Origin of the sequence: Streptococcus sp. 29887, assembly GCF_032595075.1 — a bacterium.
GTDB lineage: Bacteria > Bacillota > Bacilli > Lactobacillales > Streptococcaceae > Streptococcus > Streptococcus iners.
Genome location: NZ_CP118735.1, coordinates 2,246,710 through 2,263,552 on the forward strand (window position 1 = coordinate 2,246,710; position 16,843 = coordinate 2,263,552).

At 41.8% G+C, this 16,843-nt stretch carries 15 protein-coding genes and 1 pseudogene; 5 read left to right on the plus strand and 11 right to left on the minus strand.

Translation table 11 applies throughout. The features are described from left to right. Positions 1–75: 75 nt before the first annotated feature. From PW252_RS10890 to pulA, 5 genes are read left to right on the plus strand one after another with little or no spacing between them, the layout of a single operon-like run. Positions 76–1,365, plus strand: a complete 1,290-nt coding sequence (locus tag PW252_RS10890; protein WP_105118823.1) for a carbohydrate ABC transporter permease — start codon at positions 76–78, stop codon at positions 1,363–1,365. Between the two features lies 1 nt (position 1,366). Further along, on the plus strand, positions 1,367–2,206 hold the full coding sequence (locus PW252_RS10895; protein ID WP_105118824.1) for a sugar ABC transporter permease: 840 nt from the start codon (positions 1,367–1,369) through the stop codon (positions 2,204–2,206). A gap of 59 nt (positions 2,207–2,265) precedes the next feature. Beyond that, entirely contained in the window at positions 2,266–3,048 is a 783-nt protein-coding gene (locus PW252_RS10900; protein WP_316716774.1) for a DUF1189 family protein, read from the plus strand. 9 nt (positions 3,049–3,057) lie between these two features. Beyond that, complete coding sequence (locus PW252_RS10905; protein WP_248049192.1) at positions 3,058–4,041, plus strand: LacI family DNA-binding transcriptional regulator; 984 nt, start codon at positions 3,058–3,060, stop codon at positions 4,039–4,041. Positions 4,042–4,064: 23 nt separating this feature from the next. Further along, positions 4,065–6,116 carry a type I pullulanase gene (pulA, locus tag PW252_RS10910; RefSeq protein ID WP_248049190.1) on the plus strand — a complete coding sequence of 684 codons (2,052 nt, stop codon included), beginning with the start codon at positions 4,065–4,067 and terminating at the stop codon, positions 6,114–6,116. Between the two features lie 149 nt (positions 6,117–6,265). Here the strand turns inward: pulA and nrdI are convergent, their stop codons facing one another. The 11 genes and pseudogenes from nrdI to PW252_RS10970 all read right to left on the minus strand — a co-directional run bounded on the left by nrdI (position 6,266) and on the right by PW252_RS10970 (position 16,817). Next, entirely contained in the window at positions 6,266–6,718 is a 453-nt protein-coding gene (gene nrdI, locus PW252_RS10915) for a class Ib ribonucleoside-diphosphate reductase assembly flavoprotein NrdI (RefSeq protein WP_105144101.1), read from the minus strand. A gap of 1 nt (position 6,719) precedes the next feature. Continuing rightward, positions 6,720–7,658 carry a YitT family protein gene (locus PW252_RS10920; protein WP_398582947.1) on the minus strand — a complete coding sequence of 313 codons (939 nt, stop codon included), beginning with the start codon at positions 7,656–7,658 and terminating at the stop codon, positions 6,720–6,722. Beyond that, a complete protein-coding gene (aspS, locus tag PW252_RS10925) occupies positions 7,645–9,396 on the minus strand; it encodes an aspartate--tRNA ligase (RefSeq protein WP_248049186.1) in 1,752 nt (583 codons plus the stop codon). Before aspS ends, PW252_RS10920 begins: the two co-directional genes overlap by 14 nt. A gap of 95 nt (positions 9,397–9,491) precedes the next feature. Next, a pseudogene (locus PW252_RS10930) lies at positions 9,492–9,866 on the minus strand (GNAT family N-acetyltransferase); the annotation flags it as partial. A 307-nt stretch (positions 9,867–10,173) separates the two neighbouring features. Next, positions 10,174–11,085 carry an aldo/keto reductase gene (locus tag PW252_RS10940; protein WP_248049182.1) on the minus strand — a complete coding sequence of 304 codons (912 nt, stop codon included), beginning with the start codon at positions 11,083–11,085 and terminating at the stop codon, positions 10,174–10,176. Between the two features lie 66 nt (positions 11,086–11,151). Continuing rightward, positions 11,152–11,838: a DUF4956 domain-containing protein gene (locus PW252_RS10945; RefSeq protein ID WP_248033146.1), complete on the minus strand. Its 687-nt coding sequence runs from the start codon at positions 11,836–11,838 to the stop codon at positions 11,152–11,154. Further along, positions 11,819–12,562, minus strand: coding sequence for a polyphosphate polymerase domain-containing protein (locus PW252_RS10950; RefSeq protein ID WP_248049178.1), 744 nt, complete (start codon positions 12,560–12,562; stop codon positions 11,819–11,821). Before PW252_RS10950 ends, PW252_RS10945 begins: the two co-directional genes overlap by 20 nt. A 74-nt stretch (positions 12,563–12,636) precedes the next feature. Next, positions 12,637–13,434 (minus strand): PepSY domain-containing protein, encoded by a 798-nt coding sequence (locus tag PW252_RS10955; protein WP_248049174.1) that lies wholly within the window; start codon positions 13,432–13,434, stop codon positions 12,637–12,639. A gap of 274 nt (positions 13,435–13,708) precedes the next feature. Continuing rightward, on the minus strand, positions 13,709–15,283 hold the full coding sequence (locus tag PW252_RS10960) for a M56 family metallopeptidase (RefSeq protein ID WP_248049172.1): 1,575 nt from the start codon (positions 15,281–15,283) through the stop codon (positions 13,709–13,711). Positions 15,284–15,303: 20 nt separating this feature from the next. Next, positions 15,304–15,672: a BlaI/MecI/CopY family transcriptional regulator gene (locus tag PW252_RS10965; protein WP_248049169.1), complete on the minus strand. Its 369-nt coding sequence runs from the start codon at positions 15,670–15,672 to the stop codon at positions 15,304–15,306. A gap of 131 nt (positions 15,673–15,803) precedes the next feature. After that, positions 15,804–16,817, minus strand: a complete 1,014-nt coding sequence (locus PW252_RS10970) for a glycosyltransferase family 2 protein (protein WP_248049166.1) — start codon at positions 16,815–16,817, stop codon at positions 15,804–15,806. Between the last annotated feature and the right edge of the window lie 26 nt (positions 16,818–16,843).

A 16,843-nucleotide genomic window follows, 5' to 3' on the forward strand; every position in this document is an offset into this window, starting at 1 on the left:
TCCTCCCAGTCTACTTTGTTACTACCAACTGAAATATATATTGATATTTAGGACTGACCTAAAGGAGATTACACTATGAAACAAAATCCAAGTAAGGCACTCCTCTTGTCCCTACTTCCTGGTCTAGGGCAAATCTACAACAAGCAAAAAGCAAAAGGCTATATCTTCCTTGGCGTAACACTGGCTTTCCTAGTCTACTTCATTGCAATCGCAGGTGGAGAAATTGGAAACTTGATTACCCTTGGTAGCCAACGTGGCCGTGACAACTCCCTCTTCATGTTGATCCGTGGTTCCTTCCACCTCATCATTACGGTTGTCTATCTTGCTTTCTACGCCTTAAACCTAAAGGATGCCAAAGATACTGCCCAACGATGGAATAACGGTTATCCTGTACCGACAACTTTAAATGAAATGGTTAAAGGTGTGTATGAGAATGGCTTCCCTTATCTCTTGATAATTCCTTCATATATTGCCATGACCTTTGCCATAATTTTCCCGGTTGTGGTGACTCTCTTCATCGCCTTTACCAACTACGATTTCCAACACCTACCTCCTGGCGCTCTTCTAGATTGGATTGGCTTTACTAACTTTACCAATATCTGGAAACTCAGCACCTTCCGTGCAGCCTTTGGTTCTGTCTTAGGCTGGACAATCATCTGGGCCTTGGCTGCCTCAACTGCACAGATTGTTATCGGTATCCTGACAGCCATCATTGCTAACCAGCCATTTATCAAGGGCAAACGCATCTTCGGTGTTATCTTCTTGCTCCCATGGGCTGTTCCAGCCTTCGTGACTATCTTGACTTTTAGTAACATGTTCAACGATAGTGTCGGTGCTATTAACACACAAGTATTACCATTCTTGAGCAAATTCTTGCCATTTATCGATAACTTCCTTATTCCATGGAAAACAGATCCATTCTGGACTAAGGTTGCCCTTATCATGATGCAGGCTTGGCTTGGTTTCCCTTATATCTATGTCTTGACCTTGGGTATTTTGCAATCTATTCCAAACGATTTGTACGAGGCTGCCTACATTGATGGTGCAAGTGCCATTCAAAAATTCCGTAGCATCACCTTACCAATGATCTTGGCGGTAGCTGCTCCTACTCTGATCAGTCAGTACACCTTCAACTTCAACAACTTCTCTATCATCTACCTCTTCAATAACGGTGGACCTGGTAGCGTCGGTGGTGGTGCTGGTTCGACTGACATCTTGATTTCATGGATCTACAAATTGACAACTGGTACTGCTCCTCAGTATTCAATGGCAGCTGCAGTTACCTTGATTATCTCTATGATTGTCATAAGTATCTCTATGATTGCCTTCAAGAAATTAAATGCCTTTGAAATGGAGGATGTATAAGATGAAAGTATCTGTGAAAACTAGACGCATACTCAATCAGACTTTTACCTATCTCTATCTGATTGCCCTGTCTATCATCATTATCTACCCTCTATTGATTACCATCATGACAGCCTTTAAATCAGGCAACGTGGTAGCTTTCAAGCTGGAACCAATCCAGTTTACTTTGGACAATTTCAAAGGACTATTTAGCGAAACGCTCTACGGTACCTGGTACCTCAACACGCTCATTATCGCAATCTTGACAATGCTTATCCAAACCAGTATAGTGGTATTAGCTGGTTATGCTTATAGCCGTTATAACTTCATCGCTCGTAAACAGAGTTTGGTTTTCTTCTTGATTATTCAAATGGTGCCAACAATGGCTGCCCTTACAGCCTTCTTCGTTATGGCCCTCATGCTCAATGCCCTCAACCAGAGTTGGTTCCTCATCTTCCTTTATGTGGGTGGTGGTATCCCAATGAATGCATGGCTCATGAAAGGTTATTTCGATACAGTGCCAATTTCTCTCGATGAATCTGCAAAACTAGACGGTGCTGGTCACTTCAGACGTTTCTGGCAAATCGTTCTTCCACTTGTTCGTCCAATGATTGCTGTACAGGCACTCTGGGCCTTCATGGGACCTTTTGGAGATTACATCCTATCCAAATTCTTGCTTCGTGAAAAAGAATTTTATACTGTAGCAGTCGGTCTTCAAACCTTCATCTCTGATGTGAAAAACTTGAAGATTGCCTACTTCGCGGCAGGTGCTATCCTCATCGCCCTCCCAATCAGTATCCTATTCTTCTTCCTACAAAAGAACTTTGTATCTGGTTTAACAAGTGGTGGTGACAAGGGATAACCCTGTCCCACCTTTTCCCTTTTTAGACAGAGCCAAAATTTTTATGAAAGGTACAACACATGATTCCCTACCCATTCTCTTATTTTTCCAGTATTTTTTCTCCTAGAAAAATGTTTGCCAACCGCAGATGGATGAAAGTCTGGCAAGGTCTATTTACTACGCTCTTTTTAGTGTCCCTCCTAGTCATTCCCAGTTCTCTTCAAACAGTCAGCTTGGAAACCTACCCTCTGGAAAATTTTGTGGAAGGGGTGTATCAACCGCTCAATGAGGATGTCATGAATGACCTTAGCCAACATGTAGCTATTGAAAATGGACAATTCACCTATACAGGAAATAGTAGCTGGGAGCAGGTTACCTTTGGCGAAACAGTGCCTACAAGCTCTGATTTCTCCTACCAGTTTGGCCAACAAAGTCTGACCATTCGAAAAGGACAGGATATCCTAACCCAGCTCAGCTACGATGGACTGACAAATGCTGATTTTTCAAGTAGGGAACGATTGACCACCGCCCTTTCAAAGAATTGGTACCAAGCCAATCGGGCAATAGTTGGTCTGAGCATTACCTTGGTATCGACCATGATTTTGGCCACCAATCTCCTCTTTATTCTGCTGGGTGCAAGTGGCTTTCTCTACCTGACTAAAAAATCCCGTTTCTTCCATTTTCATACCTTTAAAGAATGTTTCAATTTCTCCCTGCATTGCTTGGGACTACCAACCATTTTAGCCTGCCTGATTGGGATTTTTGGGCAGCCTGTTACAACTGTTTTGACTGTTCAAAATATCCTCTTTGTGATAGTATTGATTTGGGTATTTTTCAAAACCAAATTCAGAGATGGGATTTAGGAGGTTCCTATGCGTGCTACCATTAAAGACGTCGCTAAGTTAGCAGGTGTTTCACCTTCTACCGTTACCCGAGTCATTCAAAACAGCTCTGCTATTAGTCAAAAAACCAAAGACCTAGTTAGAAAGGCTATGGCTGACCTCAACTACCACCCCAATCTCAATGCTCGTAGTCTGGTTTCCAGCTACACTCAGGTGATTGGCTTGGTACTTCCTGAAGATTCTGATGTCTTCTACCAAAACCCTTTCTTCCCGACAGCCCTGCGTGGTATTTCACAGGTGGCTGCTGACCACAATTATGCAATCCAGATTTCTACGGGAAAAAATGAAGAACAACGATTGGAAGCTATTTCTCAGATGGTCTATGGAAAACGGGTTGATGGTTTAATTTTCCTTTATTCCAAGCCAGATGACCCACTGGTCCAGCTAGCCATTCAGCATAAGTTTCCCTTCCTCATTCTCGGTAAGGCAGATTCTCCATTTATCTCCCTAGTCGATAATGACAATATCCAGGCTGGATTTGAAGCGACCAATTACTTTATCAATAAGGGCTACAAGAATATTGCCTTTGTCGCTGGTAACAAGGAACTGGTCGTTTCCCAAGACCGTTATTCAGGCTATAAAAACGCCCTCAAATCTCATAATATCCCTCTTGACGAAAACAAGGTCAAGTTTGTTTCAGGCTTCCTATTGGAAGACAGTTCCTACAAGATTTCCAAAAAATTACTCAAACAAGAGATTGATGCTATCGTCACAACCGATACCATGGTGGCAGAAGGGATTGTCAAATACCTCAACGAAGTCGGTACAAAACTCCCTATCATCTCCTTTGACTCTGTCAAACCAAAATTAGATATTGAAGCCTATGTCGATGTCCACGCCATCAAGCTAGGACGCGTAGCCTTCAACACCCTTCACCAAATCATCAGTGACAACAAGGATGACAAGCAGGTTTGCTACCGCCGTGTCATTCCACATACCATTACTGAACTTTAACTTAGAAAGGAGCCGTTCGGCTCATGGCATTACGACAATTTCAAGCATTTCTAGATGATGTAGCTACTATTCGCTTGGTTATGGAAAAACGATTTGATACCGAGCACATGAGTTTTTCCCTCGAGTCCGACGATGCCACATCTCAACTTTTCATTCATTCCTGTCTAGAGGTAGAAAACCTGGTTCTCTACTATCTGACCAGCCTACACGCCTTAAATTTGGACAAGGACTATGCCATTTACGATCAAGACCGCAATAAAACGGAACTAGGCTATGGTCATATTGTCCGCTCTGCTATTTTCGAACAAAACTATACCTATGATGGCAGTGATTTGGGGGCAACTTATAGCCCTCAGTCCACAAGTTTCAAACTCTGGGCACCTATCTCCAAGCAGGTATTTTTAGTCCTTGAAGGGACACCATATGCTATGACAAAGGGTTCAAAAGGTGTCTGGCAGGTCACAGTAGAGGGAGATTTGGACAGTCAAAGCTACCACTATCTCCACAAAGTCAATGGCGAGTGGACTTCTGTTCATGACCCCTACGCCCTTTCATCCAAGGCAAACTCTGGCGATAGCTATGTCATCAACCCAAATAAACTTCATAAGGTTCGTCGCGCCAAGACCCAACGACCGATTTCTCAAGCTATTGTCTATGAAATGAGTGTCCGCGACTTCTCTTGGCAGACAGAAGCTGGCTTCAAACACCGTAGTCAATTCCTCGGTCTGACCGAATCACCTGTCTTGGACGGTATGAAACTAGGAATGGACTATATCAAAAATCTGGGCGTTACCCATATTCAGCTTCTTCCTGTTTATGATTTTGGTAGTGTGGATGAAAACAAACCCCAGGCTGTTTATAACTGGGGCTACGACCCTATGCAGTACAACCTGCCAGAAGGCTCCTTCTCCAGCCTACCAAACGACCCCTATGCTCGTATTTTAGAACTCCAGGAAGCCATTCAAGCCTATCACGATGCAGATATTTCCGTCAATATGGACGTTGTTTACAACCATGTTTATCATGCTGAGAAATACGCATTCGAGCTAATTGTCCCTGGTTATTTCTACCGTTACAACGAGCATGGTATGCGGACGGATGGAACCTTTTGCGGCAACGATGTCGCTAGCGAACGCAGCATGGTCCGTAACTACATCAAGCAATCCCTCCGCCAATGGACCAGTATCTATGGTTTTGATGGCTTCCGTTTCGACTTGATGGGGATTTTGGACAGCCAAACCATCAACCAAATCCAAGAGGAATTGTCAGCCATTCATCCAAATATCTATCTCTATGGCGAAGGTTGGAAGATGGCAACTGGTCTAGACTATGAAAAACTAGCCCACCAGTACAATGCAGACCAGCTTCCAGAAGTAAGTTTCTTCAACGATGACTATCGTGATACCTTTAAGAAACTCTTGCTCAACCCTACCCGTCTAGTTGACAAACAACTACACGAAAAAGTGCAACATCTCCTGACTGGAAGTCGCTACAGCCACTTCATCACACCGCAACAGTCACTTAACTACATCGAGTGTCATGACAATGCGACAGCCTTTGACTACTTCCATATTGAACATCCAGACTGGACACCTCAGCAACAAAAACGAGCTGCTAGCTTTGGGCTACAATTGGTCCTCATTTCTCAAGGAATGGCCTTTATCCATAGCGGACAAGAATTCTTCCGTACCAAAGATGAGATTGATAATACTTACAATATTCCGGATAGAATCAATCGACTAGACTGGACACGGGCTGTTCACTATAAGGAACATATCGAGTTTATCCAAGAATTGATTGCCTTCCGTAAGAACAATCCAATTCTAAGTCAGGACAGCTATGAAACCATTCAAGAAACCTGTGATTTCTACTGGCTGACCGAGTATGTCCTCCGCTATCAAGTCACAAATGGCGACAAGACTATCCAGTTCATTATCAACTTTGCTGACAGCGATTTTGTTTTCGAAAACGAAAAAGAGCAAACCATTCGCTTCAACTTCCCACCAGTTGACGATAAAAAAGCCCAGCAAATTACCCTTGCTGGACAAAGTATTTGTATTTTGGAAGATAAATAGGACCTAAGACGGATGTTAGCGAAAGAAATATAGGCTATACTATAGTCACTCCTAAATATTTTTCATAAATCTCCTTAAAACTCACCAGTTTTGCTGGTGAGTTTTTTGTGTACCAAAAAACAACCCAGCGTTTGACTGGGTTGAAGATTTCACATCAATTCTATGATTTTCCGACCAATGCGTTCAATATCATTCTGCATACCACGAAGTTCAAAGGTATCAATAACAGGGAATCCAAAGCGCTCAGAATACTGCTTGGCAGTCAGACAATACTGGTTGTTGAAATTTCGATTGCCTGAACCAACAACACCCAAACAGAGCTCCGCATTGTTCTCAAAAGCAATAAAATCACCTAAAGGATTGGTCAAAATCTCCACATCTCCATTATCCACTCCATTCCCACCTTCTAAATACGTTGGTAGAAAAGCCACAAAAGGCGCGTCGAGTTGATAAAAAGGAATATCCTGCTTAACCAGGTCTTTGACATGAACCAGTTCAAGGTCCCAATCAGTTTGAAATTGAAAAAAGGACTTCAAACGTTTTACAAAACTTTCCGTATTGCCACTCAAACTGATATATACCAGATAGATTTTTTTCTTCATCCTACTCACTCTCCACAAAATACCCGATAATATTGACATTGTCCGCGACAGATACAAAAGCTCTTGGGTCTGCTTTTTTCATAATTTGCTTAAATTCACTAAACTCCGCACGAGTGATAATGGTAATCAAAACAGTCTTTTGCTCATGATTGTAGGCACCCTCCGCACCATTGATGATAGTCACACCGCGATTGAGTTTCTTGTGAATTTGTTTAATAACTCGGTCTGGTTGATTGGTAATAATCATAGCCTGCATCCGCTTTTGCTTGACAAAAATAGCATCTGTCATCCGACTAGAGATAAAAAGTGCCACCATGGAATACAGGGCATACTTCCAGCCAAATGTCATCCCCGCTATCAGCATAATCATAATATTGACAATCAGAGAAATGGAGCCAACCTGTCGCCCTGTTTTCTTTCGAATAAGAATGGAAACAATATCAGTTCCACCACTAGATACATTATTCCTAAGGGCAAAACCAATTCCTGTACCGAGCATAAGCCCACCGAAAATCGCATTGACCAGAGGATCAGTTGTCAGTGTGACCGGAGGCATAAACTGAATAAACAAGGAGCTAAGAGATACAGTGATAAAGGTAAAAATAGTAAATTTGTAGCCAATTTTATACCAGGCTATAACGAGCAAGGGAATATTGAGGGCATAATATACCACAGCGATTGGTAAATCCCAACCCGCATAAGAAGCAGCTAAGGCAGAAACTATCTGAGCTATACCAGTTACTCCTGATGAATAGACATTCCCTGGTCGAAAGAAAAAATTCACCGCAATACTAGATAGGAGCCCATAAATAATGGACCCCGATATCCGTTCTGCATATTTTTCTCGAGAAATTCCCGAAATAACTGACCAAAATTTATTCTTCTTAGCCAAACGTAGAAAGCGTACACGCTGTTTTCTGAAAAATTTATTCATTTTCAAGTGTAATGTCTAAAGCCAATTCCTCTAATTGAGCTGATGCAACCGTACTTGGTGCCTGTGTCATCGGATCAGATGCCTTGTTATTCTTTGGAAAGGCGATCACTTCACGGATGTTGTCCTCACCAGCCAAGAGCATGACAAAACGGTCCAAACCGATAGCCAATCCACCATGTGGTGGGAAACCATAGTCCATAGCTTCTAGCAAGAAACCAAACTGCTCATGGGCATCCTCTGCAGAGAAGCCAAGTGCCTTGAACATCTGCTCCTGCATCTCTTTCTGGTTGATACGAAGGCTACCGCCACCAAGCTCATAACCGTTTAGAACAATGTCATAGGCAACCGCACGTACTTGTGCCAAATCACCATCCAAATGATGAGCTGTTTCTTCCGTTGGCAAGGTGAATGGGTGGTGGGCACTCATGTAACGACCTTCTTCTTCAGACCACTCAAACATCGGCCAATCCACAATCCAAAGGAAGTTGAACTTACTTTCGTCAATCAATCCTTGTTCCTTGGCCAAACGGTTGCGCAAGGCACCCAAGGTATTATTGGCTACTTCCAATTCATCTGCCACAAAGAGGACTAAATCCTTGTCTTCTAACTGTAAACTTGCTGTCAAGTTTGCTGTAATGTCTGTCAAGAACTTGGCAACTGGACCAGTTAATTCTCCCTTGTCTACTTTAACCCAAGCAAGTCCCTTAGCACCAAATTGTTTGGCGTATTCTGTTAATTTATCAATGTCTTTACGTGAGTAGCTATCCGCCGCACCTTTGACCACAATAGCCTTTACAACAGGTGCTTCTGAGAAGACTTTGAAGTCAACTTCCTTGACAGTATCTGTCAAGTCTTGCAAAAGCATCTCAAAACGAGTATCTGGCTTGTCTGAACCATAGAAGTTCATAGCATGGTCATAGGACATACGTGGGAATGGCAAGGTCACATCGATTCCTTTGGTATCTTTCAAGACCTTAGCAATCAAGCCTTCTACGATGTCTTGGATTTCAACTTCAGTCAAGAATGAAGTTTCCAAGTCAACCTGTGTAAACTCAGGTTGACGGTCCCCACGCAAATCTTCGTCGCGGAAACACTTAACGATTTGGTAATAACGGTCAAAACCAGCATTCATCAATAGCTGCTTAGTAATCTGTGGGCTTTGTGGAAGGGCATAGAAGTGACCTTTTGACACACGAGAAGGTACCAAGTAGTCACGCGCACCTTCTGGCGTTGACTTGGTCAACATTGGCGTTTCCACATCGATAAATTCAAGCTCGTCTAGGTAGTTACGAATGCTGTGGGTTACAGCTGCACGCAATTTGAAGTTGTTAAGCATTTCTGGACGACGAAGGTCCAAATAGCGATAGCGCAAACGTGTATCGTCACTGGCTTCAATACCATCCTTGATTTCAAATGGCGTTGTCTTAGCTGTATTAAGCACTGTCAAGCTGGTTACTTGCAGTTCAACCGCTCCTGTTGGAATATTGTCGTTGGCTTGCTCACGCTCCACAACCGTTCCTGTTACTTCGATAACAAACTCACTGCGGAGGCTTTCAGCAGTTGCCATGAGATCTTGGTCTACAAGTTCTGGATTGATGACCAATTGCATAATACCTTCGCGGTCACGCAAGTCGATGAAAATCAAGCCACCCAAGTCACGACGGCGGCCAACCCAACCTTTCAAAGTAATTTCCTGTCCGACATGCTCCTTACGAACACGTCCAGCATACATAGAACGTTTCATTTTCTTCCTCTTTTACTGATTTTATACCTATTCATTCTACCATAAAATAGCTGATTTTTGGGAGAAATTGCCGAGAAAAAATCGAAAAACCAGCCCTAGTTGACTGGTTTGCTGTATAGCATATCCAAATGCGGAATATCATCCTCCAAATATACTTCAGAAACTGGCTTAAAGCCAAGCGATTGATAGAATTTTTCCAAATAGGCTTGGGCCCCAATTTTAATCTGACTTTCTTTCCATTCATTTGTAATGTAATGGATAGCTTGTTCCATCATTGGCCGACCCAATCCTTTACCACGATGACTTGGCTTGATGACCACACGACCGATGGAAACTTCATCATAACTTAGACCAGCCGGCAATATTCTCAAATAAGCCACCAACTCCCCATTGTCTATACCTAAAAGATGAAGACAGTTTGGATCCTTTCCAGCAACTTCAGGATAGGGACAGGCTTGTTCAAGCACAAATTAAGTCTTTTAGTTTACTTTTAGTACGAGGCAACGAGCTGCAAGCTGCTTGTACAGTCGAGTGACTGTACAAGGTTGGAGATAGCACTTGCGAAGCAAGTTACTTCTACAAAGTACGGTAAAGTGAGTTCAAACACTCCAGTGGAGTGTTTGAAGTTGGAAATAAGGAAACGGAGTTTCCTCGTCCGTCGAAGTAATAAAAGAAAAACTAAATGACTGATACATTGGTCCGAAGTGTCAAGATAGTGTAAAGTTCCTGTAAACTAAGTTGGTCAAATTCTTTAATTTCCCACTTCATACATTCCTCCTATGGCAAAATGTTGCCTGCACTTCTGTAAATCTCGTACCATTCTTGTCTAGTTAAAGTAATCTGGCTAGCTTGAGCAATCTTGGTCAGGCGATCTGAATTCATGGAACCTACAATGGTTTGAATTTTCGCTGGATGGCGCAATATCCAAGCAACGACAATGGTTTCATGTGAAACATGGTACCGCTCTGCTATTTCCCCAATGGTCTGATTTAAAAGAGCATAGTCGGGATGGTTGGCGAAAATACCTCGTTGCAAATCAATCAGAAAAGGTGACCAAGCCTGAATAGTGATTTTTTTGAGCTGGCAATAATCAATCAAACCTCCATCCCGCATGGTTGCAGCATCGTCTTTCATATTGACATGGAGTCCTGCATCTATCAAAGGAGTATGAGCTGGCGAAAGTTGGAGCTGATTGACCGCTAGGGGCTGGTCCAGATAGGACTGAAGTAATTCCATTTGGTAGATATTCTGGTTGCTGACGCCGAAATGATGAACCTTCCCTGCTTTTTTCAAGAGATAAAAGGCTTCTGCCACCTCCTCTGCTTCCATCAGAGCATCTGGACGGTGAAGAGCCAAAACATCCAGATAATCTGTATCTAAACGCTTGAGAATGCCGTCCACAGACTCCAAGATATAGTCCTTTGAAAAATCAAAATAGCCCTTACGAATACCACATTTGGACTGGAGAATCATGTCCTCACGCTTGAGGCCTGCCAGTTTTGCACCCTGGGCAAAACGAATTTCAGATTCTCCCTGACCATAAATATCCGCATGATCGAAAAAGTTAATTCCTTGTTCAAGGACTGTTTTCAAGACCTGGGCTGTTTCCTTCTCGCTCAAACTTGCCATTCGCATACAGCCAAGACCAATTCGCGATACTTCCAGTCCAGTTTGTCCTAATCTTTGCATATACTTGCCTCCTCTTCTGACTTCATTATATACGAAAAAAGAGATTGTCGCCAATCTCTCACCCTCTCATAAGGTTTTCTTCTTTTGTGCCAACTTGCTAATGCTAATCTCAATCGAATCATTGATACTGAGCAAGGTATCAATCACCTGTTTGTCGGACAAATTCGAATCCAAATCAACATTGTAGACTAATTCCAGACTATTGCTTTTTTTAATATTCTTAATGCTGACCAATTCTACATACTTACAAGCATTGATAAAAGTAGCTTCAAACAGCAGTTCATAATCCAACTCCCTTGGAACTCGAATAGTGATATTCCGTCTGGTTTGACTAACTGCCGCAAAGGAAGAATTTTCCAAGAATAGCAAGACTAGGCAAACAAAGAGCGTAAAAATCGTTGCTAGGATGATAAATCCCATACCGCAGGCCAGGCCAATACCTGTTGCAATAAAGACCATCAAGAGTTCCTTAGCTCCACCTGCTGCCGAACGAAAACGAATCATCCCAAAGGTCCCTGCAATCGCCACACTGGTTCCCAAGTTTCCATTGACCATAAAAATAATCATGGTCATGAGAACTGGGAGAACCGTCAAGGTAATCACAAATTCCTTAGAATAAAGGGTTTTGTATTTATAAACTACGGCAATAATCAGACCTAGAACCAAGCTGACCACTAAACTGGTTGCCAGCATAGAAGGCTCTGCAGGCCCTGTATTGCTTTCAAAGATACTTTTAAACAATTGCTCTTTCAAAGATACTATCCTCTTCTTGACTTTCTACTAACTTACGGTGGGCTGTCCCATATTTAGAAAATGACACGCGCTCCAGACCATACTGATCAATAATGGCTTGAAGCCATTCAGGGTAGGTTTCAGGCACCTTGATTTCCATAATGACTTGATCATCCTCTAGCAAAGGATAACCATATTTTCCTGCAAACAAATCCACATCGTAATGACGATAAAGGATATTTTGGTCAATAGTGATGCGAACCTTCTTATCCTCAATCCCTTTCATTGAAAAACGATCATAGTAAATGTACATCATCGGCTCAATCTTGCCGTAACGCTCTCGAAGCTCTGCCATTGTTTCCAAAAGCACTGGATTGCTAATGCTTTCATCAACTAGGTTATGGCTCATAAATTTCAAGACCGATGCTGGCTTTGAGGTCAAGCGATCCTTCAAGCCAACGCCATTTTCTTTTTTCTTGATTTCTAAAAAGACCTGGCTATCTGCATGTGGATGAGCATCGTAGGTCCGCATACGGATTTTCTCACGCTTCCACAGACGCTCCGCAGAATCTTGAATCATTCGATATTCATTTGTATCAAAATATATATTGGTAATGGTTGAAGTTGGGTAATCATCTTTGACTACATGAGCCTGAAGCTCTGCCATAACCGCTGCTAGTTGATGGCGATCAAGGATATATTTTGTTTCGATTCGTTTAAATTTGGTCTGTACTGTTTCTTTCATCTTATTCCCTTTTTCTACAATTGTCGTTTTGAGTGATAAGAGAAGAGTGGCTCACTTCCCACTCTCCCTATCTATTACCAGCTTTTCTTTGCTTCTACTTTTTTCTTAATAATTTGACCTGTTGTTCCATTAATCTTGTAGTCATATTCAGAGTTGTTGGCAAGGGCTTCAACCTCATAGATGCCTTTCTCAAGGTCAATCTCTTTAAAGCGAACTTTAGCTGCTGCCAAGCCTAAATCTTTCAAGACAATAGTCTTCACTTGTTCTACTGAAAGTGTTGGCACTACTGCCACTTTCTTAGGCTGTGTGACTACAACTGGTTTTTTCTGCGGAGTTGCTGGTTTTACAGCGACTACTTTTGTCTTTTTCTTGATAATCTTGCCCGTTAAACCATTGATATCATATTCATATTCAAGGTTATTTGCCACAAAATCCACTTCATAAACACCCTTCTCAAGATCTACTTCTTTGAAGCGAACCTTATTAGCTGTCAAACCTGCATCCTTCAGGGCAATTGTTTTTGCCTGCTCCATTGAAAACCTTACTGTTACAGCCGGTTTCGTTGGTTGAGTTGGTTTAACAGTAGTCTTTTTAGGTGCTAGAGTTTTAGACTTTTTCTTAATAATCTTTCCTGTGCTAGCTTGGACATCGTAGTCGTACTCCACATTGTTGGCAACTAGATCAATTTCATAGATCCCTTTTTCAAAATCAAGATCCTTGAATCGTACTTGACTAGCATTCAAACCAAGATCTTTTAATACGATTGATTTTGCTGCATCCATTGTTTTGATTTGACTAGCCGATGCTGTTTGTTGCAAACCAAGAGTAGCGGCTACTAGTGCTGTAAATGTCAATGTTTTTAACTGTTTCATAATAAACTCCATGATTGTTTTTTCTACATTTGTAGTTTTTTGATTTTTAGAATAGAGTGGGCGCCCACTCATTCTTCTACAGTTGTAGTATAATTATATTCTACACTTGTCGTTTTAAATTGTCAAGCCTAAAAACTCAAAAAAATAAAATTTTTTTTGAAGACTGGTTTCTGAGAGTGAAAAACTTCCATGATAGCTTATCCAATTTCACTATCATAATAATTTCACTGTACTATTCTATCAAAAAACACCTCTTTATCAGAGGTGCTTGATATTAGTCATCAGAATCATCTGTATCATCACTGGTATCAACATCATCCGTATCGTCGTCTACATCGTCACTTGTATCAACAGGAGGTGTGTAGGTCGTTGCTGGTGGTGTATAAGTTGCTGGAGGGGTGTAGCTAGTTTCAGCCGGGGTATAACTTGTTGCCGGAGTTTCCGTCACTACTGGTGTTTCCGCTACATTTGATGCTGGAGCTTGAACATCAGTAGTTACAGAACCATTTGAAGTTTCTCCTGCATTACCAGTATTTATAGCTGTAGTAGTCGTTGCTGTTTCGGAACTTACTGTGCTGGTTACCGTAGCTGATGAAGAAGTTGATGATGCTTTCGTAGTCATTGAAGAAGACTGCGGCACAAGAGTTTCTTTTTCCACTTTTCTTACCTGTTTGGTCAACTTATCGACTTGGATATGGTAACGTGTTTCCCCCTTAGAAAATTCAACCAAACAGTAATCCGATGCCTCTGTCACTTTCACATCCTTGACATCTGTCTGCTTAAGTTTTTGATCTTTTAGTGCCGCTTCTAAGGCCTGCTTGTCGGTCAAACCTTCCTCTTGAATGACCTGATTGACTTGATCTTCCGTCATCGCCACAACGAAAATTGAACCTGAAAAGACCAAGGCCATGGTCATAAAGGTTGTGACCAATAAACCAAGTGAACGCATAGGAAGTCGATTATCCATAATCGCAATAATACGACGCTTGAGATTAAACTTATTTGAATAGAAACAGCTTGAAAGCAGAACTGGCTGCTGGCTCTTATGGATCATGGTGATAATAGTTTCACCATAAAAAGAACGATAGGCTTGATCACGCTGATTGAGAACACTATGGTCACAGTAACTCTCAGCAGCTTCCTGTACTTCCTTGCAGGCAAAGGCCACAATTGGATTAAACCAGTGGGCGGCCTTCACAAGTAGAACCAATAAATTGGCATAAATATCCCTATGCTTATAGTGGGTCAGTTCATGTTCAAAAATAAGATCCAGTTCCTCATCTGTATAGTCTGTCGCTGGTAAAAGCACAATGGGATGACGCAGTCCAAAAATCATGGGACTAGAAACCTGTGGATAGTGGAACAGACGAATATCCTTTTTGATTCCAAACTCTTCTTTGATGATATAAAAAGTTTCTAAAATTCTCAAATCAGAAATAGGCGTCCCCCATCTCTTCAAAAGATTACTGAATTTTATATAGGCAAAGATTGAACGTCCAATCACCACCACAAAACCTATGAACCAGACAAACAAGAAAATCTGCAACCAAGGTAAACCAAGGAAAAGATCCAATAAGTTTGGTTGGCTGTTGGTTGCCGAACTAGCTACGGTGCCTGTCGATTCAACAACAGTTGATACTGCTTTTGGACTATGTTCAATGGTTACCAAGCCCGAACCAAAGCGAGGTCTGAAAGGAAAAATCAGACTGGCTAACAAGGCCAACCAGGTCAAGTACCGAACCCTAGCTGAAACCCTGTTTTTTAATAAGATAAACAAGCCGCTAACCACTAATATCAAGGCCGATTTGTAGAGGCTCATTAAGAAAAAGCGTAAGATGAGTGATGACATTTCAAATCTCCAACTATATATTATTTATTTAACAAGCTCCTTAACTCATCCAGTTCATCGGCTGACAAAGCATTGGAGGAGAAGAGGGTTTTGACCAAACCACCAAGGGAATTCCCTTGGTAACGGTCTAAAAAATTTGATGTTTCAACCGCCATGTATTCTTCTTCAGACACAATAGCTGTATAACGACGTTCCCGACCATTTCGCTCACTCTTCAAAAAACCTTTTTCCGTCAAGCGCGCAAGAATAGTCAATAAGGTTTGGGGTTTCCAGTGATTATCTTCACCCAAATGACTAATGATTTGAGCAGAGGTCACTGGATTTGGCAGGTGCCAAATGGTTCTTAGTACAGAAAATTCTGTATCTGGTAGACGTTTTAATTCATTCATACTCGAATTCCTCTCTTCTTTCTCTAATATTCTACACTTGTCGTTTATAAATGTCAACTATCCTACTTATTTTTTTAGTAGCTACTGCTAACTAGAAGACCGATAAGAAAAAACTCAGCCGAAACTGAGTTTTAGTTGAAACCATAAATTCTTTTCGCGATTTTATAGACAGCATTAGAAATTTTTCGACCAGGGTAACCGTAGAGATTGGTCAACTGCCCCAACAAGCCATTGCGGACAATCTTGAAAAGGGCGGGATTGTTATCCCGAATATAGTGCCATAATTCCTGCTTTTTCATCATATGTTCAGCTGTTCCAGCACGATTGAGAAGGGCACAGGAGATAATGGTCGTAATCTCCACATGATTGAGCAAATAACTTCGTAAATCAGGATTGTCAACCGCCTCCAAGTCTAAATTATCTACCAAGATTCGATTGACTTTCAACTGCTGGTCAATGCGCTTAATCATGACGGATTCATTGACAGACTGGTCATTTCGCCCAATAAAGTAACGATAAAAATCTACTGGAAGATAGAACATCGTTTTCACAGCCTGCAAAGGAGTAAATACGAAAATATTATCCACATAGAAAGTATGCTCTGGTAGAACGAGACCAACCTCACGCAATAAATCAGTCCTGTAAATCAGGGAATGCATCATCATGTACTGACCCTTGGAAAAGGCACCTACATCCTCCCAGCCGAAAATACGATTTTCGGGTAAGACATCCTGATAGGACATGGATTTCTTCCGAGATTGCCCTTCTTTTTCGTAAACAAAGTTGGAAATGAAGGCATCAACAGGTGTATTTGCTTCTTCCAAAGCCTGTAAACTTTCCAAAATCTTCAAATAGGCTCTGGTATCGACCCAGTCATCTGAATCCACGACTTTAAAGTACTTACCCTTGGCCTCACGTATCCCTGTATTTACAGCTCCGCCATGGCCCTTATTCTCTTGATAGATAGCTCGCACATTTGAAAATTGATTGGCAAGTTCCTCTGCGATTTCCTGAGTTCGGTCTGTTGAACCATCGTTAATAATCAGAATCTCAACCTTGTCCCCACCCATTACAAGGGAATGAACACAGTAATGAAGGTAGGCCTCCGAATTATAACTCGGTATGGCAATGCTTAGTAAGGTCATCTTTCTCTCCATTTGACACAATTTGT